Here is a 26380-nt window from a genome sequence, read left to right on the forward strand (position 1 = left end):
TGTCGGTGGCCAGGGGCGCTGGGGTAGGACGGAGCGAGCACGATCGCCGTGCTCGTTCCGAGAGGAGCCCCATGCCTGGTCCGACCGCCGGCTCTGCCGGTGACACGTCGACCGCCCCCGCCTCACCCGCCGCCACCCCCGCCGACGCCGCCGGGACCGCCGCCGACGCCGCGGGGACCCCTGCGGACGCCGCCGGCGCGACCGGCCGCGCCGCCATCGTCGTCCTCGGCGGACTGGTCGCCCTCGGCCCCCTCACCACCGACCTCTACCTGCCCGGTCTGCCCGCGATCGCCGACGACCTCGTCGCCGAACCGGCCGCCGTCCAGCTCACCCTCACCTTCTCGATGTTCGGGGTGGCCGCCGGGCAGCTGATCTTCGGACCGCTCAGCGACCGCTTCGGCCGCCGTCCGCCCCTGCTCGCCGGACTCGTCGTCTACACCCTCGCCAGCATCGTCTGCGTGATCGCGCCCGACCTGACCACGCTGATCGCGGCACGCTTCGTCCAGGGCGCCGCGGGCGCCGCCGGACTGGTCATCGGCCGGGCCGTCGCCCGCGACCGCTTCGAGGGCGTCGCGATGATCCGCTTCCTCGCCTCGATCACCCTGATATCCGGCCTGGCCCCGATCCTCGCGCCGCTCTTCGGCGCCCAGATGCTGCGCTTCACCTCCTGGCGCGGCACCTTCGGCGCACTGGCCGCCCTCGGCCTCCTGCTCACCCTGGTGGCCTTCGCCGCCCTGCGCGAGACCCTCCCGCCCTCCGCCCGGCGCGGCGGCGGCCTGAGCGGCACCCTGCGCACCATGGGCGGGCTGCTGCGCGACATGCCGTTCCTGGGGCTGCTGCTGACCAGCACCTTCGCCTTCGGCGCGCTGTTCGGCTACATCAGCGGCTCCTCGGTGGTGCTCCAGCACGTCTACCACGTGTCGCCGCAGACCTACAGCCTGCTGTTCGGGCTCAACTCGGTGGCGATCGTCGGCGCCACCCAGCTCAACGGGCGGGTCCTCGCGCCCCGCTTCACCGCCGGGGCGCTGATGCGTACGGGCCTCGCGGTGATGATCGCCGCCGGGGTGTCCCTGGTCCTGGTCACCGCGGTCTGGGACCTCGGGTTGGTCGCGGTGTGCGCCTCGCTGTTCGTGATGATGGCCAGCCTCGGCATGGTGCTGCCGAACTCGGCCGCCCGCGCGCTGAGCCTGGTCGCCCCGCAGTCCGCCGGTTCCGCCTCCGCGCTCCTCGGCACCGGCACCTTCCTCTGCGGCGCCGTGGTCGCCCCGCTCAGCAGCCTGGGCGGCAGCCCGTCGGCGGTGCTGCTCGCGGTCGTCGTGCTCAGCTGCTCGGTGCTCTCCGCGGCGTCCTACCTGCTGCTCCTGCGGCCCGCGCGGACCGCCCCGGCCGACGCGACGGAGCCGGCCGCGGCGTAGCCGTTCCGGCCGTTCCCGTTCCGGCCGTTCCCCGCCGGGTCCTTCCCCGCCCGTCCGTTCCCGGTCGCCGGAGGGCCGCTGAACGGAGTCCGCCGGGGTGCCACGACCAGTTGTCGTGGCACCCCGGCGGGGGAGTGGGGCGGGGTCGGCCGGCGGACGAGTACCCGACGGCGGCGTTCAGCCGGTGGCCGTCATCCGCCCTTCAGTACCTCCCGCCCGCGCGTCCGGTCCGACCGTCGGGACCGTCAGGCGATCGAGAAGTCGTCGCCGTAGACGCTGCCCTGGCCGTACCAGCCGTGCAGGTAGACGGTGACGGTCCCGGAGGCGCCGGTGGTGAACGGGACGCTGAGCTTGGTCCAGCCGGAGGCGCTGGTCCAGGTGGAGCCGGTGGCGCCGCCGCTCACGCCGACGTAGGCGTAGCTGCCCTGGACCCAGCCGGTCAGGGTGTAGGCCTTGTTGGGCGCCAGGGTGACGGTCTGCGAGCACTGGCCGTTCTGGGAGGCGGTGGCCGCCGCCTGGAGCGCGTACGAGCCGGAGTGGACCGGGGTGCTCACCACGCTGCCGCCGGTCTGGCAGGTCCACGGGCCGAGGCTGCCGGTCTCCAGGCCGCCGTTCACGATCGCGCCGGGCGGGGTGACGCCGGTGACGGTCAGCGTGTAGGTGCTGCTGTGGCTGCCGGAGGCGGCGGTGCCGGTCACCGTGAGCGGGTAGGTGCCCGGGGTGGTGGCGGCGGTGGTGGCGACGGTGAGGGTCGCCGAGGAGCCGGCGGTCACGGTGCCCGGGTTGACGGTGGCGGTGACCCCGGCCGGGGCGCCGCTCACGGTGAGGTTGACGCTCTGCGCCGAGCCGGAGACCACGGTGGTGCCGACGGTCGCGGTCGCCGAGGAGCCGGCGGTCACCGAACCGGTGGCGGGGCTCACGCCGACCGAGAAGTCGTTGCCGGGCTGGGTGCTCGACACCTTCAGCGTGTAGGTGGCGGTGTGGCTGCCGGAGGCGGCGGTGCCGGTGACGGTGAGCGGGTAGGTGCCCGCGGCAGCCCCGGCGGTGGTGGCGACGGTGAGCGTCGCGGGGGAACCGGCGGTCACGCTACCGGGGTTGACGGTGGCGGTGACCCCGGCCGGGGCGCCGCTCACGGTGAGGTTGACGCTCTGCGCCGAACCGGAGACCACCGCGGTGCTGATGGTCGCCGTCGCCGAGGAACCGGCCACGACGGTGCCCGAGTTGGGGTTCACGCCGACCGAGAAGTCGTTCACCGGCTGGGTGTTGCTGGTGAACGGCGCGAAGATCTTGGTGAAGTCCCACTTGTTCTGGGCGATTCCGGAGCAGTCGTCACGGGCGGCGGCACCGGCGCAGCTGCCGTTGTCGCGCTGCAGCGCCCAGAAGGACAGCGTGTTGATGCCCTTCGAGACCGCCCAGTTGTAGACGGTGGTGGCGTTGGCGAGGGTGAAGGTCTCCGCCGGGCCGAAGTCGTCGACGCCGATCATCTCGGTGATGCCGATCGAACCCCACAGCTGCGCCGGGGTCTTGGTCGGGTAGAGCTTCGCCAGCTGGTTGTACAGGCCGGTGGCGGAGGTCTGGGTGTCGGCCGCCATGTCGTGGGCGGCGTTGTCGTAGTAGTCGAACGTCATCATGTTGACGACGTCGATCTTCGCGTTGTTGGTGACGGCGTTCTTCAGCACCGCGAGGCCGCTGGCGGCGAGGCCGCTGGTGGTGGTCGGCAGGGTGTAGGAGAACTGGATCTGCCGGCCGTTGGCGGCGGCCCAGTCCTGCACCACCTTGATCGCCTTGTTGCGGCGGTCGACACCGGCCGAGTTGTCCAGCGAGTCGACCTCGATGTCGAGGTCGATCCGGCTGATGTCGTACGTGGTGATCAGGTTCTCGTAGGCGGCGGCGATCTGGTTGACGTCGGTGCAGCTGTCGGCCAGTTCGGTGCCGGTGGTGTCGGCGGTGTAGCCGCCGAACGACGGGATGACGTCGCCGCCGTTGGCGCGGATCTTGGCGAAGTCGGCGCCGAACGAGGACTGCGCGACGGGCAGCGAGGTGTCGCCGTTCCAGTACGGCGTGCAGGAGCCCTTGGTGGCGGTCTGCAGGAACGCCATCGTCAGGTACTTGGCGCCGGACTGCGCGGCCAGCGTGGCCGGGCTCTCGCCGGTCCAGGCCTCGAAGTAGGGGGCGAACACCCGGGTGGGGAGCGGGGTCGCCGCCGCCGCGGCCCCGGCGGTGGCCGGGCCGGTCGGCGCCGCGCCCGCCGACGTCGCGCCGGCCACCAGGCCGGCCGACGCGACGAGCGTGACACAGGCCGTCAGGGCGGCCTGGAGTGTTCTGGGTAGACGCATGGTTTCTCCAACAGACGTGGTGGGGCAGGACGTTGGTGATGCGCGCAGAGCTGTGCCGAAGCGTCCGCGGTGGACGCGCGGGGTGGACGTGCCGGGCCGGGAGAGGAGCTTTTCGGCCGTACGGCGGGGCGGTGTTCGGGGGTGTGCAAACCCCGAGGACGCAGGGCACGGCGGGCGGCGAGCGTGGGCGCGCGCATGGGCCGTGACGGGGCCTGGGGGCGGAGCGGAGCAGGGCAGGGCATTGCCTCAGCCGCCGGTGGTCACACCCCCACAGTGCATCCCGGTCGGATCGACATGCCTATGGTTGGACTAGACCACTCGTCTGTCAAGAGTCCTAACAGTTCGTCAGCGAAGGGGTGAGGTTGGCCGAGGATCGGTCAACCGCCGAACAATCCGGTTGTGACCGGTGCGCACGCTCGGACATCATCGGAGTCATGCGAGACCTCGACTGGAAGCTCGACAGAGAGGGCGGCTGCCGCCCGCAGGCGTGAGCCCCCGGCTCCCGGGTCCCCGCCCGCCACCTCCGGTGGCCGGTGGCCGGACCGTGTCCGTTCGCCTCGCCGCCCGCCCGCCGCCCTGTTCGCCGCGTCCGTCGGTGGGCCCGAACACCTTTCGCGCCGTGACGCCCCCGCGTGACGACGCTCCCACGTCGTGACGCCCCGGTGCCGCGACGCCCCCGCGTGGTGATCTCCGCCCGTCGTGGTGCCCGCCACCCGGTCGGGCCGGATTCCGGTCCGTCGGGGCACCGTTCGGCGCGCGCGGCGCGTCCGCCGCCCCGTTGCCCGTTCCGTCTGTACGCGTCCGTCCGCGGGTGCGCCGGCCAGCCGGCACCCCGCGCCGACGCTCGTGCCCGTATGCCCGCCTACGCCTGGAAAGGAGGAGCCATGGACTTCGTTCCGTCCGACGACAAGGACACCGCCTGGAGCTACGTCTGAGCCGGTGGCAGGTGTGCGCCGTGGCCGCGCGGGTGGTCGTCGCGCGCGGCCACGGCTGGCCCGGCGCTCAGGACACCGGGCCGATCGGGGCCCGCCGGGCCCGGCTCAGACCGACGGGCAGAGAACGGTGCGCAGCGCGTCGATAATTTTTTCCGCCTTCGCGGCCCCGAAACCCTGGGGATGGGCGGGATCCGTGAAGCGCTGGTCGGCCAGGTCGATCAACTTGGCCCGGTCCTTGGGGAACTGGTACATCGACTGGCACTGGGTGCGGGCCCGCTCGACGGCCTGCTCCGGCTTGCCGCCGACGATCGCCGGATCGATCGCGTCCAGGGCGGCCACCAGCTGCGCCGTGACATCGGCGGCGGGCTTGCCGGGCAGTCCCGCGTCGGTGGGCGGCGCCGGCTTCGGCGCGGCCGGGGGCTCGGCCGGCGGCTTGTTGGGGTCGGCCGGGGCCGGGGAGCCGTCGGGGGCGCCGGTGGCCGGTGCGGGACCGGTGGCCGCCGGGGCGGGCGGGTTCGCGGTCGCGGAACCTGTCGTCCCGGCGGTCGTTCCGGTGCCCGCCCCCGAGGTGGTTCCGGTGGTCGTTCCGGCAGAGCCGCCGGCCGTCCCGCCGGGCCCGGACCCCGCGGTGCTGCCGGCCGTGCCGGCGGCTCCCGTGCCGGGCGTGTCGGTGGCTACCGGGGCGGGCCCGGAGTCGGTCGCGGTGGCCGACACGCCGGGGGAGCCGGAGGCCGTGCTGCCGGCCGCGGTGGTGCCGGAGCCCGAGCCGGAGCTGGAGCACGCGGCGAGGCTCACCGCGGCGAACGCCGTGAGGGTGGCGGCGAGAAGGCGAGTGCGCATGCTGTCACACTGTCATGTCCGCGCCTTTCAAGGGAAGATCTGTCGGGACCGGGATCGCCGCCCTGCCCCGCCCTCCGAACGCGGGAGCCGCCGCGGGGCGGGACCGTCCTCCCGACCGGTCCCGCCCCGCGGCGGCTCCCCTCCGACCCGGAGGTCAGGACAGCCCGCTGCTCTTCAGCCAGTCCTTGGCCACCGCCGACGGGTCCTCCTTGTCCACCGCGACCTTCTTCATCAGCGCCAGCAGCCCCGCCGTGTCCAGCTTCGCCGACACGGCGTTGAGCGCACCGGTCGCCGTCGCGTCCACCTTGGCCTTGTTGACCAGCGGCGTGACGTTCTGGGCCCCGAACAGGTTCTTCGGGTCGGCGAGCGGGACCAGCTTCAGCTGGGTGATCTTCGGATCGGTCGAGAAGACGTTGCCGACCTGGATCGAACCGTCCTTCACGGCGTTGGCCGTGGTCTCGCCGGTCGACTTCCACTCCTTGAACGTCAGGCCGTAGACGTCCTTCAGCGGCTGCTCCTGCCGCGACTTGAACTCCGGCGGACCGCCGATGGTGAACTCGCCAGCCTTGGCGGCCAGGTCCGCGATGGTCTTCAGCCCGAACTTGTCGGCGCTCTCCTGGCTGATGCTCAGGGTGTCCTTGTCCTCGGCGGGGGAGGACTCCAGGATCCCGAGCGAGGCGGGCAGCGTCTTCGTCAGCTCGGCGTTGACCGCCGCCGAGGTCGGGTCGGCGGACTTGCCGCCCAGGTAGGCGAGCAGCGCGCCGTTGTACTCGGGCAGGACGGAGAGGCTGCCGCTCTGCAGCTGGCCGTAGAGCACCTCGCGGCTGCCGATGTTGAACTTCTCCTCGACCTTGACGCCCTTGGCCCGGAGCGCCTGGGAGTAGATCGAGCCGAGCAGCACGTTCTCGGGGAAGTTCGCGGAGCCGACCACGACCGTCCCGCCGGGGGCGGCCGCCGCGGAGGTGCCGGTGCCGCCGGCCGCCGAGGTCGGCGCGCCGCCCGCGGCCGCGGCCGAGGTCGAGGCGCCGCCGCCCAGCGGGTCGCCGCCGGAGGAGGAGCAGGCGGTCGCGGCGAGCGCGAGCACGGCCAGGACCGCCGCGGAGGCGGTCCGCCGCACCGGGGCCGCAGCCGGCTTCGGGGTCGCGGAACCGCTCACTGGGGTGAATGTCGACATGGTGACAGGTTTCCTCTCGGGGTGGTCACATCAGGAAGGAACGAACGGCGTCCCGGGGTCCGGAACGAAGGCGATACCCGAAGCGGGGCCGGAACCGGAACCGGAACCGGAAGCAGGGGAAAGGGAAGGCGAAGAACGGGCGGTCACGACGACCGGCGGCCCGAGGCCCGCTGCTGCGCCCGCAGACCGGGCGGCAGCGCGTACCGGGCCAGCAGGGCGAAGAACGCCTGGGCCGCGACGGCCAGCAGGACGACCAGCAGCGCGCCGCCCACCGTCGCCGCGTAGTCCCGGGTGGCCAGCCCGTCGACGACGTACCGGCCCAGGCCGCCGAGCCCGACGTACGCGGCCACCGTCGCGGTCGCGATGACCTGCACGGTCGCGGTCCGGAAACCCGCCAGCAGGGTCGGCAGCGCCGACGGCAGACAGACCTGCCACAGCACCTGCGGATGCGTCAGGCCGACCCCGCGGGCCGCGTCCCGCACGTCCGGGTCGGTGCCCCGGACCCCCTCGACGGCGGCGACCAGCAGCGGCGGGGCCGCCAGTGCCACCAGCGGCACCAGGACGGCGGTGTCGCCGACCCCCGCGAGCAGCACCGCCAGCGTCACCAGCCCGAGCGTCGGCAGCGCGCGGGCCGCCCCGGCCATCGCCGTCACCACGGTGACGCCGCGCCCGGTGTAGCCGATCAGCAGCCCGAGCGGGACGGCCAGCAGCGCGGCGTAGAGCAGGGCCTCGCCGGAGAGCAGCAGGTGCTCGGCGATCCGGTGGGCGATCGCGTTCGAACCGCTGCGGCGGTCCGGGTCGGAGAAGAAGTCCCCCAGCCAGGTCAACCAGTTCACTGCCCCGCCCCCTTCTCCCGGACGGCCCAGGGCGCGAGCAGCCGGCGGGCGCCGACCAGCAGCAGGTCCACGGCCAGCGCGAGCACCGCGATCAGGACGATCCCGGCCACGATCGGGGTCGGGAAGGTGCGCTGGAAGCCGTCGACGAACAGATAGCCGAGGCCGCCCCGGCCGACCAGCGCGCCGACCGAGGCCAGCGAGATGCTGGACACGGCCGCCACCCGCAGACCGGCCACCAGGTAGGGGACGGCGGCGGGCAGTTCGACGGCGGCCAGCCGGTGCCACGGCCCGTACCCCATCGCGGTCGCGGCCTGCCGCACCGGGTCGGGGACGGCGCGCAGCCCGTCCACCGTGGTCGGCAGCAGCACCGCCACCGCGTAGAAGGTGAGCGGGATCATCACGGTGGCCTGGGTGGCCAGCCCGGTGTACGGGATGAGCACCACGAAGACGGCCAGCGAGGGCAGGGCGTAGACGATGTTGAAGACGGCGGCGAGCGGCTGGTAGAGGCGCGGGAACCGGGTGCAGGCCAGACCCAGCGGCACCGCCAGCAGCAGACCGATCAGCACCGGGACGAGGGCGATGACGGCGTGGTCGGCGAGCAGGTCGCCGAGGTAGCCGAGGTGGTCGCCGATCCAGTACCAGCGGACGAGCGGTTCATCGTCCACCGCCGGCTCCGTCCGTCGCGGCCGTCGCGGCCGTTGTGGCCTCCGCCTTCTCGGTTGTCGCGGTCTGCGCCTTCTCGGCCTGCTGCGCCCCGTTCGTGGCGGGCGGGCGGGTCGCGAGCGCGGCCAGCACCGCCTCACGGTCGGCCGTACCGACCGCGCGGCCCTCCGGGTCCACGGCGACGGCGATCCCGGTGGGGGACAGCACGGCCGCGTCCAGGGCGGCGCGCAGGGTGTCGGCGTCCGGCCGGAACCCGGGCGCCGGCTCCAGGGCCGCGCCCACCGCGTCCCGGTCGATCCAGCCGATCGGCCGCCGCCCGTCGTCCAGCATCAGCTCCCAACCGCCGAACCGGATCCCGTGCGGAGACCGCCCGGCGGCGTCCTCGCCCGGACCGCCGGGTATCGGCCGGACGACGACCGAGGCGGCCGGTCTCAGCCCGAGGCCGCGCAGGCCCCGGTCGCGGCCGAGGAAGGCGGCGACGTCCAGGTCCGCGGGCGCCGTGAGCAGCGTGTGCGGATCGGCGAGCTGGGCGATCCGGCCGCGCTCGCGCAGCACCACCACCTGGTCGCCGAGCCGGACCGCCTCCTCGATGTCGTGGGTGACGAACAGCACCGTCTTGTGCAGCTCGGACTGGAGGCGGAGCAGTTCCTCCTGCAGCCCGGCGCGGACCACCGGGTCGACGGCGCTGAACGGCTCGTCCATCAGCAGCACCGGCGGGTCGGCGGCCAGGGCCCGCGCGACACCCACGCGCTGCTGCTGCCCGCCGGACAGCTGGAACGGGTACCGCTTGGCGGTCTCGGGTGCCAGCCCCACCAGATCGAGCAGTTCGGCCGCCCGGGCGCGGGCCTTCTTCCGGTCCCAGCCGAGCAGATAGGGAACCGTCGCGATGTTGTCGATCACCCGCCGGTGCGGGAACAGCCCGGCCTGCTGGATCACGTAGCCGATGCCGCGCCGCAGCTTGGCCGGGTCCAGCTCCGCCACATCGGTGCCGTCCAGCAGGACCCGCCCCGAGGTCGGTTCGACCATGCGGTTGACCATTCGCAGCAGCGTGGTCTTCCCGCAGCCGGACGGGCCGACCAGCACGGTCGTCCGACCGGTGGGGACGTCGAGGTCGAGGCCCTCGACGGCGACCGTGCCGTCGGGGTGGCGCTTGCCCGCGCCGTCGAATCTGATCACGGGGAATTTCCTCGTCTCGGCGGCCCCCGGTGGCGGCGCCGATGGTGGTGTCTGTCGCTGTGCCGGTCCGTCGGCCTGTCGCTGTGCCTGTTGCTGTGCCTGTCGGTCGCCTGGTCTGCCCGCCTTCGGACCGGCGGAAACTCTGATCAGCCTATGACCTGGTGAACCCGGTGTCCCTGATTTACCGGGCGTGGTCGGATTCACCAGGAGCGGCCGACGCGTACGCGGGGAGCACGGGGCGCGTGCCCCGGAAGCACCGACCCTCAGCCTTCCCGAGAGCCTCCCTCGCGGCCTCCCTCGCGGCCTCCCTCGCGGTCTCCCTGACGGGTCGGCAGCCCTGCCGCCGCCCAGGCGACGAAGCCGCCGTCCAGATCGGTCGCCCGGTGCAGGCCCAGCTCGCGCAACGAAGCGGCGGCCAGACTCGACGCGTACCCCTCCGAGCACACCACGACCACCTCCAGGTCGTGGCCGGTGGCCTCCGGGATCCGGTGACTGCCCGTCGGGTCGAGCCGCCACTCCAGCACATTGCGCTCGATGATCAGCGTGTCGGGGATCTCCCCCTCGGCCGCGCGCTGCGCCGCCGGGCGGATGTCCACCAGCAGCGCACCGGCGCGCTGCGCCTCCAGGGCCTCGTCCGGGCCGGGGCGGTGCACCCCTTCCCGGGCGCGGGCCACCAGGTCGTCGATCGTGGTCACCACTGGTCGGGTCCTTCCTCGGAGGTGCGGACCAGGCCACCGGCCCGCAGTTCGTAGTGCGCCATGGAGCTGAGCGGCGGGGAGTAGGCGTGCAGCGTCACGGCCGGGCCGGACGCGGTGTTGCGGACGTCGTGCACGTACTCGGGGCCGAACGCGCGGGTGGTGCCGGACCCGATCCGCCGGATCAGCAGCCCCTGCTCGGGGCCGCCCAGCGACAGCTCCTCCAACTCGCCCAGCGCGACGGTGAACGCCCCGCGCGAGCCGCCGTGGTCGTGGAAGCCCGTGGACTGGCCGGGCAGCCAGCTGATCAGCCAGACCTCGTGGTCCTCGTCGGCGGCGAGCCGCCGGTACCAGCGCTCCTCGGTGGAGAGGCGGACGTGGTGGATCCACTGCTCGGGCTGCTCGGCCAGCTCGCGGACGATCTCCCGCAGCGTGCTCGGGGTGAGCGGCGTTCGGCCCTCCTCGACGGGGGCGGGCGTTGTTGTCGGTGCGAGGTCCAGGTTCATGTGGGTGTCCTCGGGACGGGCGGGCGGTGGTCGTGGAGCGGTTCGCCGTGCGGCCCGCGCGCCGCCGTGGGACAGGGGGCGGCGGGGCGGGGTGGGACTGCTCGGTGCGTGCGGTGCGGTGCGGTGCGTTTCCGTGCGCTGCGGCGCGGTGGCGCGGGGTCCGTACCGTGCCGGAACCGGTGGCGGGTGCGGGCCGCACCGGTCGGACCGGCGGGGTGGCGCGGTCGTGCCGGGCGGCGTGGCGTCAGGAGAGCGAGTGCGCGGCGCGGGCCCTGGTGAAGGTCACAGGGCGGGACCGGCGGGAAGGAACAAGGTCAACAGGCACAGATGGAACTCGCCTGGCGTCGGAGGTCGACGTGCAGGCGGCAGACCAGAGTGGTGCCGGTGTCCATGTGCCGGATCCTTCCCGACGGGACGGGCGCGAGTCAAGCGAGCGCGGTCACGGTCGCCCGTCGCGTCCCTGGTCGGACGCGGTCGGAGCCCGTTCGGCGTCGGGCGGCGTCCCGGGCCCCGGGACGGTGCCGTTCACGTTCGGGCCCCGGCCCGGTCGGTCGGCCCTGCCGCCCTTGGCCGCCGCCGCTTCCCGCTCCGCCGCCGTTCCCGCCGCCGTCCCGGCCAGCGCCGCTTCGACGACCGGGCCCGCCTGCTCGCCCAGGTACCGGCCGAGGGTCTGGTAGGCGTCGAACTGCCGGTGGTCGAACCACTGGTCACCGGCGCCGTCGTACGGGAAGGCCGGATCACCCGTCGCGTAGGCGTGCAGCTCGTACGGCATGTCGGGGGTCAGCACGGCCTGCGCCACGATCAGCGTGCCGTGCCGGGCCGACGCGCCGCCGTCGCAGTCCCCGAGCTCCAGCGGCCACGGGTACACGATGTCGCCGACCACGACCGCCCGCGCGGCCAGCCGCTCGGCCAGCCGGGCCGCCAGGCCGCGCAACGGCGCCCGCCCGGCCCCGCCCCCGCCGCCGCCGGCTCCGCTCCCGCTCCCGGTGCTGGTGCCGGTTCCCGCACTGCCCGGGACCAGCAGGTCCGGCTCCCGGAGGGTGATGGCGATGCCCAGCTCCTCCCGGGCGAGGGTGATCGCCGCCGCGAGCGACCCCGCGAACGCGGAGTCGCCGCTCGCGTCGACGCACACCGCCGTCCGCACGCCGTGCCGCAGCAACTCGACCAGGCCGAGGTTCTCGTAGTGCCCGCCGTCGGTGGTGAGCAGGAACCGCGCGTCCATCGGGTACCGCCCGAACGCCTCGCGCAGCTGGTACGACAACCGGCGCACCGCGGGCTGCGGAGCGTAGCGCCAGTCCCGGTCGGCCGCCCAGAGCGGAGCCAGGGCGGCCGGGTTGGGCAGCCAGGTGCCCAGCCTCGCATTGGTGATCGCGAACAGCCCCTGGTACGCCCGCGACTGACGGCCCATCGCGGAGGAGAACGCGGCGCCCGAGACGGCCATCGCGGACTGCACCGTGAGGTCCCGGGCGATGTGCCGCCGGGTGCGCCGCTCCAGCAGGTCGGTGCGCGCGTACCCGACGTCCGGGCCGCCCACGTAGTCGGACGAGAAGGTGAACGACACCGCCCGCCGGCCGGGCGGCGTCCGCGCGCTGCCGGAGAGGTTGGCCGCCGCCGCGAAGATCACCTGGGGGAAGTCCGGGTGCCGGGCGCCGTAGTGGCTGAGCCGGGTCTGCTCGCGGAAGAAGTGGTACGGCCGGGCCAGCACCTCCCCGCCCCGGTCCGCGTCCGCCGTTCCGTCCGCCTCCGTGCCCGCCTCCCCGCCCGCCTCCGCGCCCGCCTCCCCGTCGGCCTCCCCGCCCTCGACCGCCCTCCGGACGGCGAAGGCCGAGGCGAGCCGGTGCCGGTAGAAGGGGTGCAGGCCCATCCAGGTCTGGTCGAGGTTGAGGCCGACCGTGCCCAGGACCAGCGGCAGCAGCACCTGCACGGCGGTCGGCCAGGCGTGCCCGGTGGCCACCGCCCACCCGAAGGCGAGCAGCGCGCCGACGGTGAGCGCGGTCAGGGCCGACCAGAGCACGAGGTACTCGGTGATCCGGACGGTGAGACCGCTGCGGCGGGCCCCGCGCAGGACACCGCCGAGCACCGCCGCGCCCTGCCCGATGGCGTGGCGGCCGTGCCAGAGGATGCCCAGCAGCAGCGCCAGGTAGCTGAGCAGCACGGTGAGGCTGATGCCGGCCCAGGCCTGCCGGGCGCCGACCGCGAGCGCCCGCCGCAGCGCCACCGCGCCCCAGGCCAGAGCGGGGACGGCCAGCACACCCAGCGAGAGCAGCACGGCCAGCGCCAGCGCGCCGTGCGAGAAGCGGCGCAGGAGGCGCGGCAGCGGCGTGTTCCAGCCGAGCCAGGAGAAGGTGAGCAGCCACAGCAGCCACCCGGTGGCGGCGGCCGAGAGCAGCCCGGCGAGGGTGAGCAGGACGGGCACCCGGACGGTCGGCGAGCCGCCGGCCGTGCCGAGGCCGTCCAGGTCGGCGAGCGGTACGAGGTGGTAGAACCGGCTCAGGCCGAGGCCGAGCACCAGGACGGCGGCGAGCAGCAGCGCGAGCGCCGCGACCAGGCCGCGCAGCAGGGTGCCGAGCGCGACCAGCCACTCGCCCGCGCCGTCCGCGAGGTACCTGGAGTGGCGGCGGAGGTGGTCCTCCTCGGGCGAGCCGGGTTCGAGCACGGTGTCGGCGGTCAGCCCGGAGCGCACCCGGACCGGACTGTCGGGCGCGGAGTCGCTCAGCGCCAACTGCATCGCGCCGACGGTGTACCCGCCCCCGGAGACCGCGACCAGGTAGCGGGCCCGCTTCAGCCAGGGGCGCAGCGCCTGGAGCGCGCCGAGGGTGACGCAGGCCGAGCGGATGCCGCCGCCGGAGACGCAGAAGCCGAGCTGAGCGTGCTTGCGACCGGGCGGGACCCGGGCGGCGTTGTGCCAGCGGGCGTGCCGGGTGGGCGGTCCGTGGACCCGGGGACCCGGCGGCCACCGCCCGCCCCGCGCGGTCAGCACCGGCCAGGGAGGGATCAGCGGCGGTCCGGCGGCGGTGGGCGGATCCGGTCCCGGGGCCGCCCCGGCTGCCCCGGCCCCGCCCCGTCCGCGCGCGGCGCGCCCGTCGGCCTCCCGCCCGCGCTGCCCGTGCGCGTCCCCCTGCCCGTACTCGGCCCCCTGCCCCACCCCAGCCTCGTCACCCTCCGAACCCTCCGACCGCCGCAGCAGCCATCCGAGCACGGCCGGCACCGGCACCGAGAGCCCGAGCAGCACTCCTCCCCAGGCGGGCGCCCTGCCCGCCGCCCTGTCCCCGGCCGTCACACCGATCCACCCCTCTCCGCCACCGCACCACCAACGCACCGCCAACGCGTCACCACCGTCACCCGACCCCGAGCGCGCACCCCGCGCCAGCGCCAGCGACCTACGAACGCCCCGATCCCGTCCGGATCCTGTCTGTTCCCGCAGACCTGCATCCGGTAGGGGCGTCACCACCTTCCTGCCCCGTCCCACCCCACCCCGAGCATGGATTCACCCGAATGAGTAAGGAGTGCGCTCCCGGGGTAGATGACCGTTTCATCCCACCTACGAGACCCCGCGTGTCCGCCCGGCAAGATCGCCCCGGCCACGTCGCGTCGGACGTATTGTCAGGCGACCGGAGCCGGGCCTACGGTCGACGCACCCACTTTCTACGCACGTAGACATCCACCGCAGGCAGCACCGCCCGCCGACCCTCGGACCGCGGCCCGCCCCCGGACGGGCCGCGGAGTTGCGGAGGTAACCATGTCGCAGATCGTCCGCGCCGCCCTCGTCCAGACCCGCTGGACCGGCGACCAGGAGAGCATGATCGCCCTCCACGAGCGCTACGCCCGCGAGGCGGCCGCGCAGGGCGCGAAGATCCTCGGCTTCCAGGAGGTCTTCAACTCCCCGTACTTCTGCCAGGTGCAGGACCCGGAGCACTACCGCTGGGCCGAGTCCGTCCCCGACGGCCCCACCGTGCGGCGGATGCGCGAACTCGCCCGCGAGCTCGGCCTCGTCCTGGTCGTCCCCGTCTACGAGGAGGACCAGCCCGGGGTCTACTACAACACCGCCGCCGTGATCGACGCCGACGGCAGCTATCTCGGCAAGTACCGCAAGCACCACATCCCGCAGGTCAAGGGCTTCTGGGAGAAGTTCTACTTCAAGCCCGGCAACCTCGGCTGGCCGGTGTTCGACACCGCGGTCGGCAAGGTCGGCGTGTACATCTGCTACGACCGGCACTTCCCCGAGGGCTGGCGCGCCCTGGGCCTGGGCGGCGCGCAGATCGTCTACAACCCCTCAGCCACCAGCCGCAGCCTCTCCGCCTACCTGTGGCAGCTCGAACAGCCCGCCGCCGCCGTCGCCAACGCCTACTACGTGGCCGCCATCAACCGCGTCGGCACCGAGGAGTACGGCGACAACGACTTCTACGGCACCTCCTACTTCGTGGACCCGCGCGGCCGGTTCGTCGGCGAAGTGGCCTCCGACAAGGAGGAGGAGCTGGTCGTGCGCGACCTCGACCTCGACCTCATCGAACAGGTCCGCCAGCAGTGGGCGTTCTACCGCGACCGCCGCCCGGAGGCGTACGGACCACTGACCGAGGCGTGACGGAGAGGGGCCCGAGCACACCATGACCAGCACTCCCGGCGACACCCCGAGCACCACTCCCGGCGACACCCCGAGCAACAATCCCGGCAATACCCCGAGCACCACCCCCGCCACCGGCAGGGGCACCGGCACCGCCACCGCCCGGACCGGACGCACCGTCATCCGCGGCGGCCTCGTCGTCACCGCCACCGAGGAACTGCGCGCCGACGTCCTCGTCGAGGGCGAACGGATCGCCGCCCTCGCCGCCACCGGCAGCGGGGCCGCACTCTCCTGGACCGCGGACACCGAGATCGACGCCGACGGCCACTACGTCGTCCCCGGCGGCGTCGACGCCCACACCCACATGGAGCTGCCGTTCGGCGGCACCCACGCCTCCGACACCTTCGAGACCGGCACCCGCGCCGCCGCCTGGGGCGGCACCACCACCATCGTCGACTTCGCCGTCCAGTCGGTCGGCGGCAGCCTGCGCGAGGGCCTCGACACCTGGCACGCCAAGGCCGAGGGCAACTGCGCGATCGACTACGCCTTCCACACCATCGTCTCCGACGTCACCGACGCCGTCCTCAAGGAGATGGACACCCTCGTCGACTCCGGCGAGTCCACCTCCTTCAAGCTGTTCATGGCCTACCCGGGCGTCTTCTACAGCGACGACGGCCGCATCCTGCGCGCCATGCAACGCGGCGCCGCCAACGGCGGGTTGACCATGATGCACGCCGAGAACGGCATCGCCATCGACGTCCTGGTCGAACAGGCCCTCGCCGCCGGCCGCACCGCGCCCCGCTACCACGGCGAGGTCCGCCGCGAACTGCTGGAGGCCGAGGCCACCCACCGGGCGATCAAGCTCGCCCAGGTCGCCGGCAGCCCCCTGTACGTGGTCCACGTCTCCGCCGCCTCCGCGCTCGCCGAACTCGCCCGGGCCCGCGACGAAGGGCTCCCCGTCTTCGGCGAGACCTGCCCGCAGTACCTCTTCCTCTCCACCGACAACCTCGCCGAGGAGGGCACGGACGGCTTCGAGGGCGCCAAGTACGTGTGCAGCACGCCGCTGCGGCCCCGCGAGCACCAGGAGGCGCTCTGGCGCGGGCTGCGCACCAACGACCTCCAGGTGGTCTCCACCGACCACTGCCCGTTCTGCTACACGGGCCAGAAGGAGCTCGGCCGCGGCGACTTCTCGAAGATCCCCAACGGCCTTCCCGGCGTGGAGAACCGGATGGACCTCCTCCACCAGGCCGTGGTCGACGGACGGATCAGCCGCCGTCGCTGGATCGAGATCGCCTGCACCACCCCGGCCCGGATGTTCGGCCTGCACCCGCGCAAGGGCACCCTCGCCCCCGGGGCCGACGCCGACATCGTGGTCTACGACCCGAACGCCGTCCAGACCGTCTCCGCCGCGACCCACCACATGAACGTCGACTACTCGGCGTACGAGGGCCGCACCCTCACCGGCCGCGCCCGCACCGTGCTCTCGCGGGGCACCGTGGTGCTCGACCGGGGCACCTGGTTGGGCCGGGCCGGCCACGGCGCCTTCCTGCGCCGGGACACCTGCCGGTACCTCGACTGATCCGCCGCGCCCCGACCGGCCGAGTGGTCCCTCCCGCCGGCCGGTCGGCCGCTCCCGACCGGTGACCTCTCCCACCCGCTGGCCTCTCCCGACCGGTGACCTCTCCCGACCGCACCCCCCGACCAACTCCCGGAGCCCGCCTTGGACATCGGCCTCGTCCTGCAGACCGACCCGCCCGCCCGCCTGCTCATCGATCGCATGATCCGCGCCGAGCGGGCCGGCTTCAGCCACGGCTGGACCTTCGACTCCTGCGTCCTGTGGCAGGAACCCTTCGTCATCTACAGCCGGATCCTCGCCGAGACCAGCACCCTCACCGTCGGCCCCATGGTCACCAACCCCTCCACCCGCACGTGGGAGGTCACCGCCTCCCTCTTCGCCACGCTCAACGACATGTTCGGCAACCGCACCGTCTGCGGCATCGGCCGGGGCGACTCCGCGATGCGCGTCGCCGGCCGCAAGCCCGCCACCCTCGACCGGCTCTCCCATGCCATGCACGCCGTCAAGGAGTTGGCCGAGGGGCGGACCGCCGAGGTCGACGGCACCGAGATGCACCTGCCCTGGGTCGGCGAGGGTGCGCGCCTGCCGATCTGGATGGGCGCCTACGGACCCAAGGCCCTCGATCTGACGGGCCGCCAGGCGGACGGTTTCATCCTCCAGCTCGCCGACCCGTTCCTCACCGAGTACATGGTCAAGGCCGTCCGCCGGTCGGCCGCCGAGGCCGGCCGCGACCCCGAGTCGCTCACCGTCTGCGTCGCCGCCCCCGCCTACGTGACCGCCGACGACTCCCCGGCCGCCCTCGCCCACGCCCGCGAGCAGTGCCGCTGGTTCGGCGGCATGGTCGGCAACCACGTCGCCGAACTCGTCCGGCACTACGGCGAGCACTCCGGTCTCGTCCCCGACGAACTCACCGCCTACATCAAGGACCGCCAGGGCTACGACTACAGCCACCACGGCCGCGCCGGGAACCCCGACACCGCCTTCGTCCCCGACGCGATCGTCGACCGCTTCTGCGTCATCGGCCCCGTCGAGACCCACCGCGCCCGCCTCGAACAGCTCCGCGCCCTGGGCGTCGACCAGTTCGCTGTCTACGCCATGCACGACGCCGTCGAATCCACCATCGACGCCTACGGCACGGACATCGTCCCCGCCCTGGGCGCCTGACCGGCCCCCGAGCGATCCCGGGGCAGGGCCGACGCTCCTCCGACGCCTCAACGACCGCCGAACCGGCGCCGCTTGGAGGCCTTGCTCCACCCGCTCGCGGCCCCGTCCGTCGGCGGCCCGCCCCGGGGCGACGGCACCGGGCGGTCCGCCGGCCGGTTGGTCAGCGTGAGCCCCTCGTGGTCCACCGGCCGCCAGCGGTGTTCGTGGGTCGCGAAGGCGAAGCCCTGCTCGGTGTCCGTGCTGTACGTGAGCACGGCCCGCCCCCGGCCCCGGTACTCCCGCACCTCCTCCCACAGCACCTCGCGGATCCGCGCCGACGGATCGCCGACGAAGACGCCCGGCGAGATCTCGGTGAGCCACCTGGTCAGCAGCCCCCGCAACCCGACCGGGCAGTCGGCGAGCACCAGGGTGATCACCGGACCGCCCCGGCACCGTGGTTGCGGCCGCCGGGCAGCAGGCTGTCGTGGTCGTCGTGCAGCAGTACGACGTCCTCCTCCGGCACGTCGGGGCCGTCGGGCCCGTCCGGACCCTCCGGGCCGTCCGCCTCGCCCCTGCCGGTCTGCCGGTACGGCGCGAGCAGGCCCCGCACGTCCGCGACCACCCGCTCCAGCAGCCTGCCCGCGCGGATCCGCTCCCGCAGCGCCCGCCGGGTCCGCCCGGCCACGTCCTCCGCCCCCTCCGCGGCCGCGTCGAACGCCGCCGGGATGCCGAACTCCACCTTGTAGAGATCCGCGACGTCCAGCACGAACGACCGCTCGTGCCCCGAGTGCACGAAGCCGAGCGAGGGCGAGCACCCCAGCGCGACGACCACCGAGTGCGCCACCCCGTACAGGCACTGCGCGGCCGCCGTCACCGCCTGGTTCGGCGCGTCACCCGCCGCGAAGTCCCCCGGGTCGTAGGTACGCCGCACCCAGCGCACACCCGTCCGGGCGGCCTCCGCGCGGTACACCTCCTTGACCCGCGTGCCCTCGCCGCCCAGCAGCTCCCGCCGGGTCATCCCCGCCGGATCCGCGTCCGGGAACCGCAACCGGTACATCTCCCGCGCCACGTCCAGCCGATGGCGCCGGTTCGCCCACGCGGTGGCCTGCGCCTCCACCAGCCCGGCCGACCGGGTCAGCGCCCGGCCGCCCGCGTAGTACCGCACGCCCTGCTCGCCCACCCACACCACACCCGCGCCGGACTCGCCGAGCACGCTCATCGCCTGGTGCGTCACCCGGGTGCCAGGACCGAGCAGCAGCACCCCGATCGTCGCCGAGGGGATGTACCGGACGCCGGACTCGTCGGTGGCGGTGATCGCGTTGTCCTCGCGGTGGACCACGCAGCGCTCCAGGTAGAGGAACGAGACCCGGTCGCCGATCCGGGGCAGCTCGCGGGGGGAGGAAACCGGCCTGCGCGCCGGGGTTGTCGCCATCGCGTCACCCCCGCACCGGCGCGAGCGTCATCAGCCCGCACCCGTACGCCTTCGCCTTGCCCAGCCCCGCGGTGAGGGTACGGCGCAGCGCGTCCGGATCGGTCACCCGCAGGCGGCCGTCGTAGGTCGCGGTGACCAGGGTGACCCGGTGGCGACCGGCCTTCACCCGGTCGTTCTTGCCGAACGACACCGCGTGCTGCCGGTGGACCACGAGTTCGTGCTCGTCGCCCTCCGGCAGCAGCCGCCGGTCCGGCGCCTTCTCGACGACGGTGAAGCCGGACCGCTGCTGCTGGTTCAACAGCCAGGCCGCCTGGTGCCGTTGGGTGAGGTGCGCGGTCCGCTTGGTCGGCTCGTCCGGCTTGCGGCGGATGCTGTGGACGGGGTTGGCGGTCAGCCGGAACGCGAAGGTCGAACCGGCGGCGATGCCGGCCAGGAACGCGCCGTAGTCGAAGGTCTGCCAGCCGCCGGTGGTCGGCCAGCCGGCCTGTTCCACCAGGTGGGTGAGGTCCGGGCGCTGCGGGCCCACCAGGTAGAGGAGCACCTCGGACCGGGAGTTGTGGTCGATCCGCCAGAGCACGCGGGGCACCGACCCGGCCGCCGCCGACGGGATCGCCGACGGGATCGACGACGGCGGTTCGGCGAACGAGGCCATCACGGCGCCGTGCAGGAGCTGGGGCGAGGAGAGCAGCCGCCGGGCCCCGTCGCGGGCGGTGTTGACGCGAAAGCGGGTGAGGAACATGTCAGTCCGATTCCGGTTCCAGGGGGTTCAGGTGGGCCGTCGGATCGTGATCGGCCTCCGCCGTCGGCGCGTTGACGACGAAGGAGACCACCCCGCGCAGCGCGTACCGGCGGTGCCGGGGGTCGAAGCTCAGCGGAAGGTCGCGCAACAGGTCCGCCCGGGGCTGTTCCTCCGGTTCGGCGTCGGCCTGGACCGGCAGCGCCACGGAGGCTGCATGGTGACGCCTCCGGTACCAGGGCGCCGCCTGCCACGGCTCCCGCTCCAGCACCGACCGCAGCCCCGCCCCCGACCGGACCCCCAGGTCGACCGGCCCGCTCGGCGGGCACGAGCGGCGGCCCAGGTACGGCAGGTGCACCGGTGCGCGCAGCGCCGCCGCCAGCGCGTCGACCGTCGCGTCCGGCCCCTCCACCGCGGCCACGAACACCGCGTCCGCGAGGTAGAACCGCTCGGACAGCGGCATGGGCTTGTCCGTGTCCCCGTGGTGGGCCGTCTGGAGGTCCCGGACCCGGGTGCCCGGCTGGTCGGTGCGGACCGCGAACCGCAGCGCCGCCAGGTCCGCCAGGTCCTCGCCCCGGTCCCGGCCGAGCGCTCCCGCGAGCATCCCCAGCACCCCGCTCTTCGTGGGCGCCGGCTCGGTGGTCCGCCGGACGAACCGCGCGGCGACCCCCCAGGACTGGAGCGGCCCGGCCAGCCGCAGCAGCAGCACGCTCACCCGGCCGACCCCGACAGCCGCTTCGCCACCGCCGCGCCGACCGCGCCGACCAGCGCGTCGAGCCCCACCTCGGCGCCGAGCCCGGAGAGCGCGGACGTCCGCTCGCCGACCCTGAGCACCCAGCTGTCCTCGGTCACCGCGCCGAACGCCCTCTCCACCTCGGGCACGTACGCGGCCAACGCCGCACAGGCGCCCGCGACATGGCCCCCGGTGAGGCCGTCGCCACCCGCCTGCACGGCCTCCTCGAACGTCCCGGCGAAGCTGATCGGCCGGGCCGATCGGAGCTTGACGACCACCGCGTCCGGGAGGGTCTGGTTGGCGAAGGTGTTGATCTTTCCGGTGGGGATCGACGTCACGAACGCCTCGACGAACGCCTCCACCGCACGCCGCACCGGCTCCGCCGCCGGCTCGTCCGCCCGCAGCCCGTCCCCGAGGTTCGCCCGCAGCCGGTCCACGTCCACCGCCGCATAGCGGTACAGCGTCGCCGAGTTGAAGTCGACCGTGCCGATCATGCCAGCACCGGGCTCGTCCTCGTTCCGCTGATCGTCCACAGCCGTGTAGTAGTCCGACTCGATCTCCACCGCGTGCACGCTGATCGCATGGGCCACCTGCGCGGCGGCGTCCACATTGATGTCCGAGGCGTCCGCGACCATCCGGCCGAACAGCGCGATATCCACCGAATGACGGGTGTTCGCAGCCTCCCGGGCGCGGGCCTTGTTCTCCTTGCCCTTGAAGAACTCCTTCAGTTCGCCCGACCCCCTCTGCCCGCCGGACTCCGTCAACCCCTCGGCGGCGAGCGCGGCCAGGGCGTCCAACTGCCGACTGCTGAGGAACATCAGGTACTGCGACTCCGGCGCCGGATCGTCACCGTCACCCTTCGCCTTCCGCGTCGGCGGAGCCACCTTGGCGCCCGTCGCGGCCGTGATCGTGTCCGCCGCCGCCTGCCACGCCGCCGCCTCCTCCAGCCCCACCCCCAACGCTGTGATCCGCGCCGCCAGCAGCTCCGCCACCTTCTTGGTGCGCACCCCCAGCTCGGCCGGGTCCAGCAACCCGTCGAACGCCCTGCGAGTCGCCCGCTTCCACGCCTGACTGGACACCCGGGCCCGCCGAACGCCGCCGTACACCGCCGACTTGGGCGAGCCGGTGTCGTCCCGGTTGAGGTTGCTCGGCGGCACGGTCTGCAGGATGTGGACGTCCAGGATGGTGCGGCTGCTCACGATTGGTCCTTGTCGGTGTAGGGATCGGTGTCGGAACGGTCGGCGGCGGTGTGCTCGGCGGAGGCGCCGCCCGGGCTCCTCGGACGCCGGTACGCGTGGAAGCTCCGCCCCCAGGACCTGTTCACCTCACCCCGGCCGTCGGGCAGTTGCCACCGGTACAGCTGGTCGGCGAGCAGCCCGTAGTCCAGCGGGACGGCCTCCCGGCGCAGCAGCACGACGAGCTCCCGCAGCCGCTGCCCGAGGATGTCGAAGGTGGGCGCCGCACCCGCCCGCACGAACCGCTTCCGCAGGGGCTCGTCGATGTCGTCCGAAGGCATCAACTGCCGGACCGCGCCGCCCAGCTGGGGGCCACTGGTGCGGTGCATCCCGGCCTCGCGGTGCGACTGCTGGTGCAGCGACCAGAGCGTGACCGCCGTGTGCATCGCGTTCTCGGCCAGGGCGTCCGAGGGCCCGGTCCGGCCCTGCGGATACAGCCGCTCCAGGCCGGTCAGGCCCCACAGTTCGGGCAGCGCGTCGATCGGCCGGCCCGCGCCCCGCCGGATCTGCGCGACCCGGGCGACGGCGGCGGACTCGTCGGCGCGGTAGCCGCGCTGCAACTGGCCGATGTGGTCGCGCGTCGCCGTGCCCGCCCGCCCGAGAGCGGGGAGCCGGGGCGACGGTACGGGGTCGGTGGTCATCGGTCCTCGCCCTCCGCGGAGTTGTCGTGGTTCCCGGCCGGGACCGCCCGCGGGTCCGGGTCGGGTAGCGCCTTGGCCAGCGCGAAGCCGAACCGCCGGAACGCCAGCGCGTCGTTGAGCCAGACCCGCCCGGTCCGGCCGGCCACCACCCGGCCCTCCCGGGCGGCCTGCGGGGCGGTGTCCACCAGTTCGCTGCCCAGGGCGAACAGGATGCGCCGGGCCTGCCGCCGCCAGTCCGCCAGAGCCTCTTCGGGGTCGCTCGGCTGTCCCAACCCGCCCAGCCAGCGCCGGAATGCGACGTCCAGGTCGGCGTAGCCGCGCTCGGCGGCCGCCGCCCTGGGCCCGTCGGCCACTGCACCGGCGGCATCCGCGAGGTCGGCCGCCAGTTGGACGACGGCCTTCACACCGTCCTCGGAGCGCTCCACCGCGCGTTCGGCCTGTCGTCCGTAGCGCTGGTCCCCCTCGTGCATCAGGACCACCGCCATGGCGACGCCGTCGTCCACCACCTCGTCGAACACCGACTGCTGGGTCCCGTACACCGCGCCGACCGTCCGGGCGCGGATCAGGCGCCCGGGCTCCAGTGCCCGCTCGGTGGTCAGCCGGGCCACCCACTCCAGCACCAACGGGCTCAGGTACTCCGCCGGTTCACCGGGCTTCGTGGCCTTCGACGCGGTCTCCTTCTGCAACAGCGCGGGCAGACCGCGCCACGCCGAACGTGCCGGATCGTGCTGGCGGGGCAGGTACACCGGCACCCGGCCGAGCTTCTTCTCCTGGGGCCGGCTGCGCCGCCACCCGGTGAGCGGCTCGGTGGAACGGCGGTCGTGGGCCGCGAGCGGATCCCCGTAGGAGAGCACCGCCCCGGTCACCGCGCTCCCGTCGTGGTGCAGCCGGATCCGTCGGGACTGCCAGGTGTACAGGTCGCGCGGCCCGGAAGGGCGTCGGGAGGGGTCCGACGCCTCCGGGTCGGGTTCCGGGCCGTACGGGCCGCGCCGCCAGGCGGGACAGTCCTCCTTGCGGAAGCGAGCCCCGGCGGTGTCCGCGGCCACCAGGTTGAGGAGGAGCGTCTCCCGCAGATCGTCCCCTTCGGCGAGGACGCCGCCGAGACCGCCCGCCCACCCCGTGCCCAGCGGGTACACCTTCCCGCCCTTCGCCCGACCGTCGCCCGCCGCAGCCGACTTGATGCCCGAGGTGTCGAAGGCGTGCGCGTGCACCAGCCAGCGCGCCGCCTCAGCGAAAGCGAGCCGGTCGACGGACGGCATCCGCATGGAGAAGAACGGGTCGCCGTTCGGCACATCGGCCACCAGCCGGTTCAGCGAGGCTACTTCGTCCTTCTCGGTGCGCAGCTCCGGGACCTGGAAGAACGGGGTCTACGGGTGCAGCAGGTCGAAGCGCTCACGGTGCCGGTCGAGGTAGCGGCCGACGGCGGCGAAGGCGCCCGGGTCCTCCCACAGCTCCTCCCAGTCCTCCAGATCGGCGGGCCCCTCCACCGCGTCGTGCAGGATCGCCAGCAACAGCCGCATCAGCGCGAACTCCTGCGTCGGCACGTCCCCGACCAGCCGGCGGAGCGTCGCCGCTTCGGTGAACACCTCGCGCAGCGACAGCTCGGCGGTCGTCCCGTCCAGCCGCTGCACCGGCAGCCAGGGGCGGGACACCAGGTCGAACGAGGGCACGCTCTTCACCAACCTCACCTCACGGGCTCCGGCCGGGTGCACCGACAGGCCGTCGCTCGGGTTGTACTCCAGCTCGAAGCCCGCCAGTTCGGCCCGGCCGTGCTCGTCGAGCAGCAGCACCAGCTCGCCGTCGAGCTGCGGACACTCCTTGACCTGCCAGGCGGGGACGTACAGCTGTTCCAGCTCCTTGATCGCCCTGTCGATCACCCAGGGCTTGGAGAAGTGGTACGGGAGCCGCAGGCTGCTCGCGGCGAGGGCCTGGGCGGCGTTCCAGCCGGGCGCGGTCCCGGTCGGCAGCGGCAGGCCGCCGCGGCCCCGGTCCAGCCAGGGAAGGGTGGTGAGGCTGCCGTCGGGGAGGCGCATCGCGACCATCACCTCCAGGCCCTCCTCGCCGTCTCGGACCTGGGCCTGGCCGGAACGGTGGTCGTCCACGTCACCCACCCCCGCGTCCAGCCAGCCCACCAGCGACCGCCCCGGCCGCCGGACCTCGTCCAGCCGGAACACCTCGGCCCGGGCGGTCTGCGCGGCGTCTGCGAGCCGCTGCTCCTCCGCCGCCTCCGCCATCGCGACGGACCAGTCGGGCGGTCCGAGCGGTTCGGGGCCGTAGGCGCGCTGGACGAGTGCGTTGATGCCGTCGGGGAGCGTCACCGGGACCCTCTCCGCCAGGTGCGGCCGCAGTACGGCCGCCGAGCGCAACAGGTGGTGCCTGCCGTAGACGGACACCGATCCCTTCGCCGGGCCCGGCAGCGGTTGCGCCGCCCAGTCGACGCCGGTGACCAGGCAGCGGGCCGTCCGCAGGCGCGCCGGCCGGGCGCGCTGCCCCTCGCCGCGGCGGTGGCGGTGCAGCCGGCCCATGCGCTGGAGCATCAGGTCGACCGGGCAGAGGTCGGTCACGAGGAGATCGAAGTCGACGTCGAGCGACTGCTCCGCCACCTGGCTGGCGACCACGATGTGCGGCCCGCGCGGCCGGTCCCCGGTGGGGCCGAAGCGGGCCAGCAGGCCGTCGTCCTTCCGCGCCCGGTCGAGGTCGACGAAGCGCGCGTGCGCGACGGTCACCGCCTCCGCCCCGAACCGCTCGCGCAGCCGCTCCGCCGTCGCCAGGACGCGGTCGACGGTGTTGCGGACGACCAGCGCGCAACCCCCGTCGGCCAGTTCGGCCGCCAGCCGGTCGGTGAGCACGGCGAGGCGGTCGTCCAGCGGTTCGAGGTGGACGGTGGTCCGACGGGCGGTGTCGGCCTCGGGGCGGCGGGTCAGCGGAGGGCGGCCGGGCACGACGGCGGTGAGCAGTGGATAGCCGAGCTCCTCGGCTGCGCCTTCCGGCTCGGCAGCCGATCCGCAGTACGCCTGGACCAGGGCGCTCCGGGTGGCGGCGGGCAGGGTGGCGGACAGCATCACCACCGGCACCCGGTACGCGCCCAGCCAGGAGAGCACCCGCTCCAGGTAGGTGTTCATGTGGGCGTCGTTGGCGTGCACCTCGTCGATCACGACGACCTTGCCGGCGAGCGCGAGGTGGCGCAGGGCGAGATGCCGGTTCTTGAGACCGGCGAACAGCACCTGGTCGATCGTCCCGACCGCGAAGGAGGCGAGCATGCCCTTCTTACGTCCGCGCAGCCACTGGTGGGCGATCAGCCCGGCGTTCTTCCGCCGTGCGCGATGCCCGGAACCCTGCGACCCGTCCGTGTCCACAGCCGCGATCCGGCGCCGGTCGGCGGCCATCAGGCCCGCGTACTCGTCGTTGAGGGCCGCCTTCGCATGGGCGAGGAAGAGCGTCCGGTCCCCGTCCGCGGGAAGGTGGTTCAACCATGCGGTGAGGCGGGGGAACATCGCGTTGGCGGTCGCGCGGGTCGGCAGCGCGACGTAGCACCCGCCGGCGCCGGTCCGGGCGGCGAAGATCTCGGCGACGGCGAGCGCCGCCTCCGTCTTCCCCTCGCCCATCGGCGCCTCGATCACCAGCAGCCCCGGCGCGGGCAGTTCGCGCGCCAGCCGGACGGCCTCCTCCTGGACCGGGCGCGGTGTCGCCCCGACGGGCAGCTCGAAGCGGGCTTCGAGCAGCTCCGTCGCCGCCAGAGGTGGATCC

The 26380-nt window shown here is 74.0% G+C and carries 20 protein-coding genes and 1 pseudogene; 4 read left to right on the top strand and 17 right to left on the bottom strand.

Going from position 1 to position 26380, the window contains the following annotated elements; genetic code table 11:
* Positions 1 to 71 precede the first annotated feature (71 nt).
* Positions 72 to 1415: a multidrug effflux MFS transporter gene (locus OG715_RS33025; protein WP_266273633.1), complete on the top strand. Its 1344-nt coding sequence runs from the start codon at positions 72 to 74 to the stop codon at positions 1413 to 1415.
* 245 nt (positions 1416 to 1660) lie between these two features.
* Here the strand turns inward: OG715_RS33025 and OG715_RS33030 are convergent, their stop codons facing one another.
* The 10 genes from OG715_RS33030 to OG715_RS33070 all read right to left on the bottom strand — a co-directional run bounded on the left by OG715_RS33030 (position 1661) and on the right by OG715_RS33070 (position 13856).
* Positions 1661 to 3751, bottom strand: coding sequence for a glycosyl hydrolase family 18 protein (locus tag OG715_RS33030; RefSeq protein ID WP_266273632.1), 2091 nt, complete (start codon positions 3749 to 3751; stop codon positions 1661 to 1663).
* Positions 3752 to 4791: 1040 nt separating this feature from the next.
* A complete protein-coding gene (locus OG715_RS33035; RefSeq protein WP_266273631.1) occupies positions 4792 to 5526 on the bottom strand; it encodes a hypothetical protein in 735 nt (244 codons plus the stop codon).
* A gap of 154 nt (positions 5527 to 5680) precedes the next feature.
* Positions 5681 to 6682 (bottom strand): ABC transporter substrate-binding protein, encoded by a 1002-nt coding sequence (locus OG715_RS33040; protein ID WP_266273629.1) that lies wholly within the window; start codon positions 6680 to 6682, stop codon positions 5681 to 5683.
* Positions 6683 to 6843: 161 nt separating this feature from the next.
* Positions 6844 to 7536 (bottom strand): ABC transporter permease, encoded by a 693-nt coding sequence (locus OG715_RS33045; protein WP_266273627.1) that lies wholly within the window; start codon positions 7534 to 7536, stop codon positions 6844 to 6846.
* A complete protein-coding gene (locus OG715_RS33050; RefSeq protein ID WP_030391900.1) occupies positions 7533 to 8201 on the bottom strand; it encodes an ABC transporter permease in 669 nt (222 codons plus the stop codon). The genes OG715_RS33045 and OG715_RS33050 overlap by 4 nt, the downstream gene beginning before the upstream one ends.
* Positions 8191 to 9375: an ABC transporter ATP-binding protein gene (locus tag OG715_RS33055; protein WP_266273625.1), complete on the bottom strand. Its 1185-nt coding sequence runs from the start codon at positions 9373 to 9375 to the stop codon at positions 8191 to 8193. The genes OG715_RS33050 and OG715_RS33055 overlap by 11 nt, the downstream gene beginning before the upstream one ends.
* Before the next feature lie 263 nt (positions 9376 to 9638).
* A complete protein-coding gene (locus OG715_RS33060; protein ID WP_407661044.1) occupies positions 9639 to 10073 on the bottom strand; it encodes a rhodanese-like domain-containing protein in 435 nt (144 codons plus the stop codon).
* The gene (locus OG715_RS33065; RefSeq protein WP_266273623.1) at positions 10067 to 10576 is read right to left on the bottom strand and encodes a cysteine dioxygenase; all 510 of its coding nucleotides are present in this window, start codon (positions 10574 to 10576) and stop codon (positions 10067 to 10069) included. Before OG715_RS33065 ends, OG715_RS33060 begins: the two co-directional genes overlap by 7 nt.
* Before the next feature lie 314 nt (positions 10577 to 10890).
* A complete protein-coding gene (locus tag OG715_RS42515) occupies positions 10891 to 10968 on the bottom strand; it encodes a putative leader peptide (protein WP_106981192.1) in 78 nt (25 codons plus the stop codon).
* Positions 10969 to 11015: 47 nt separating this feature from the next.
* Positions 11016 to 13856, bottom strand: a complete 2841-nt coding sequence (locus OG715_RS33070) for a hypothetical protein (RefSeq protein WP_266273622.1) — start codon at positions 13854 to 13856, stop codon at positions 11016 to 11018.
* A 459-nt stretch (positions 13857 to 14315) separates the two neighbouring features.
* On the opposite strand from OG715_RS33070, the gene OG715_RS33075 reads away from it, so the two are divergent.
* From OG715_RS33075 to OG715_RS33085, 3 genes are all read left to right on the top strand, one after another.
* Complete coding sequence (locus OG715_RS33075; RefSeq protein ID WP_266273620.1) at positions 14316 to 15158, top strand: nitrilase-related carbon-nitrogen hydrolase; 843 nt, start codon at positions 14316 to 14318, stop codon at positions 15156 to 15158.
* 22 nt (positions 15159 to 15180) lie between these two features.
* Positions 15181 to 16716 (top strand): dihydropyrimidinase, encoded by a 1536-nt coding sequence (gene hydA, locus OG715_RS33080; RefSeq protein ID WP_266273619.1) that lies wholly within the window; start codon positions 15181 to 15183, stop codon positions 16714 to 16716.
* A gap of 141 nt (positions 16717 to 16857) precedes the next feature.
* Positions 16858 to 17877, top strand: coding sequence for a TIGR03842 family LLM class F420-dependent oxidoreductase (locus OG715_RS33085; RefSeq protein WP_266273617.1), 1020 nt, complete (start codon positions 16858 to 16860; stop codon positions 17875 to 17877).
* A 47-nt stretch (positions 17878 to 17924) separates the two neighbouring features.
* Here OG715_RS33085 and cas2e read toward each other — a convergent pair whose 3' ends face one another.
* From cas2e to casA, 7 genes and pseudogenes are all read right to left on the bottom strand, one after another.
* Positions 17925 to 18293 (bottom strand): type I-E CRISPR-associated endoribonuclease Cas2e, encoded by a 369-nt coding sequence (gene cas2e, locus OG715_RS33090; protein ID WP_266273616.1) that lies wholly within the window; start codon positions 18291 to 18293, stop codon positions 17925 to 17927.
* Positions 18290 to 19288, bottom strand: coding sequence for a type I-E CRISPR-associated endonuclease Cas1e (gene cas1e / locus OG715_RS33095; RefSeq protein ID WP_266273614.1), 999 nt, complete (start codon positions 19286 to 19288; stop codon positions 18290 to 18292). The genes cas2e and cas1e overlap by 4 nt, the downstream gene beginning before the upstream one ends.
* 4 nt (positions 19289 to 19292) lie before the next feature.
* Positions 19293 to 20027: a type I-E CRISPR-associated protein Cas6/Cse3/CasE gene (gene cas6e, locus OG715_RS33100; protein WP_266273613.1), complete on the bottom strand. Its 735-nt coding sequence runs from the start codon at positions 20025 to 20027 to the stop codon at positions 19293 to 19295.
* Position 20028: 1 nt separating this feature from the next.
* Positions 20029 to 20739: a type I-E CRISPR-associated protein Cas5/CasD gene (cas5e, locus tag OG715_RS33105; protein WP_266273611.1), complete on the bottom strand. Its 711-nt coding sequence runs from the start codon at positions 20737 to 20739 to the stop codon at positions 20029 to 20031.
* Positions 20736 to 21959: a type I-E CRISPR-associated protein Cas7/Cse4/CasC gene (gene cas7e, locus OG715_RS33110; RefSeq protein WP_266274624.1), complete on the bottom strand. Its 1224-nt coding sequence runs from the start codon at positions 21957 to 21959 to the stop codon at positions 20736 to 20738. The genes cas5e and cas7e overlap by 4 nt, the downstream gene beginning before the upstream one ends.
* Positions 21953 to 22633, bottom strand: coding sequence for a type I-E CRISPR-associated protein Cse2/CasB (gene casB / locus OG715_RS33115; RefSeq protein ID WP_266273610.1), 681 nt, complete (start codon positions 22631 to 22633; stop codon positions 21953 to 21955). Before casB ends, cas7e begins: the two co-directional genes overlap by 7 nt.
* Positions 22630 to 26238: pseudogene (gene casA, locus OG715_RS33120) on the bottom strand (type I-E CRISPR-associated protein Cse1/CasA). Before casA ends, casB begins: the two are co-directional and overlap by 4 nt.
* Positions 26239 to 26380: the final 142 nt, after the last annotated feature.

The organism is Kitasatospora purpeofusca, from assembly GCF_036010405.1.
Classification (GTDB): Bacteria; Actinomycetota; Actinomycetes; order Streptomycetales; family Streptomycetaceae; genus Kitasatospora; species Kitasatospora purpeofusca.